At 38.0% G+C, this 1,767-nt stretch carries 2 protein-coding genes; both read left to right on the top strand.

Translation table 11 applies throughout. The features are described 5' to 3' along the window. Nucleotides 1-707: YegS/Rv2252/BmrU family lipid kinase (locus RT405_RS12105; protein ID WP_313470011.1), on the top strand; the 707-nt coding region annotated here is incomplete at its 5' end. A gap of 188 nt (nucleotides 708-895) precedes the next feature. Then, nucleotides 896-1,767 (top strand): alpha-amylase family glycosyl hydrolase (locus RT405_RS12100; protein ID WP_313470009.1); only part of this gene is annotated, 872 nt, incomplete at its 3' end.

Raw genomic sequence — 1,767 nt, 5'->3', positions numbered from 1 at the left:
TAATGGGCGGTGATGGCACGATAAATGAAGGAATAAATGGCATTGCTATTCATGAACACCAACCCACTGTAGGGATCATTCCATTAGGAACGGTAAATAATTTTGCGCGTGCGTTAGAAATCTCTGTCGTACCTGAAGAAGCCATTGGTAATCTGGAATTAACCAGTCAAAAGAAAGTTGACTTAGGGAAAATAAACGATACTTATTTTGTCAGTACTGTCTCGGTTGGGCCTATTCCAGAAAGCGTGCAAAACGTAGATACTGACTCTAAGACTAAATTTGGGCCATTAGCTTATGTTTTTGAAGGACTAAAAGCCTTGACTGATGAACATACTGCCCTTTTTGACTTAACGTTAGATGGAGAAAAAATCGAAGAGCACTACAGTATGCTGCTTATTGCTTTAAGCAATTCTGTTACAGGAATCGGAACAGTTTTTTCTTCAGCTGAAACGGATGATGGTTATTTGCAATTGTTGTGTTTAAAAGAAACAACGGCAGTTGAAAAACTGCAACTTATCCCTGAATTATTCCGTAAAGATGAAGATTATTCTGATAAATTAGTTCTGAAGAAATTTAAAAAAGCTGTTATCAGTACAAAAGGGCCAGAGAACTTTGTCTGTACTGTTGACGGCGATGCAGGACCGGCCTTCCCTATCGAAGTAGAAATTTTTCATAAACAGCTAAATGTTTTTGTGCCCTTTAACTGAATGGATAAGTAAGCTAAAAAATGTAAAAAAAATCCAAAAGCGGTTGTTGCTTATTGGATTTTTTCTTTTTTAAAAGAAAGGCAGATAGGTTTTAGAGGGTTAAATTTGGCAATTTAGCGGTGATTTGATTAGAATAAAGATAATAGAAAAGCAGCCTTGTTTAGAGTATGGATCAGGAGGTGGGAAAAATGACGGAACACGACTCAAAATGGTGGAAAAAAGCGATTATCTATCAAGTGTACCCAAGAAGCTTTCAAGACACAGATGGGAACGGCATAGGGGATTTACCTGGAGTGATTCAGCGGTTGGATTATATTCAAAAGCTCGGAGTCAATGCTATTTGGTTGAATCCTATTTTCAAATCCCCACAAGTCGATAATGGATATGACGTATCAGATTATTATGCGATTGATCCGATTTTTGGCACAATGGAAGATGCAGAGCTCGTCATTAAAGAAGCACATAAACGTGATCTAAAAGTTATTTTTGACCTCGTTTTAAATCATACCTCTATTGAGCATCCATGGTTCCAAGAAGCGTTAAAAGGTCCTGAAAATCCTCATCGGAACTTTTATATTTGGCATGATGCTCAGCCGAATGGTGACTTGCCAAATAACTGGGCTTCAATTTTTGGCGGTTCTGTCTGGGAAAAAGAACCAGTGGGCAATCAATATTATTTTCATTTGTTTAAAAAGGAAATGCCGGATCTAAATTGGGATAATCCTCATGTCGGCAAAGCGATGGTTGATATTGGGAAATTTTGGCTGGATAAAGGAGTAGATGGTTTTCGGTTAGATGCGTTTATTCATTTAGATAAGTTGGATGACTTCCCGAGTGAACCTGCCTTGCATGATGGCGACATGGTTTCGGCACAACTCATTAACGAAAATTTGCCAAATATTAAAAACTATATCCAAGATTTGACCAGTGCATTGCGTAAAGTAAAACCCGATGTTTTTATACTGGGAGAAGCTGCTTCGGCAGATGCCGATTTAGCAGTTACCTATTCTGATCCAGCCAATGATATGTGTGATACCATTATTTCTTTTATGCTATTTCC

The sequence above is a fragment of the Carnobacterium sp. genome, from assembly GCF_032094055.1.
GTDB lineage: Bacteria > Bacillota > Bacilli > Lactobacillales > Carnobacteriaceae > Carnobacterium_A.
Note: the sequence above shows the minus strand (reverse complement) of the source record. Positions and strands in the feature narration are given on the sequence as shown.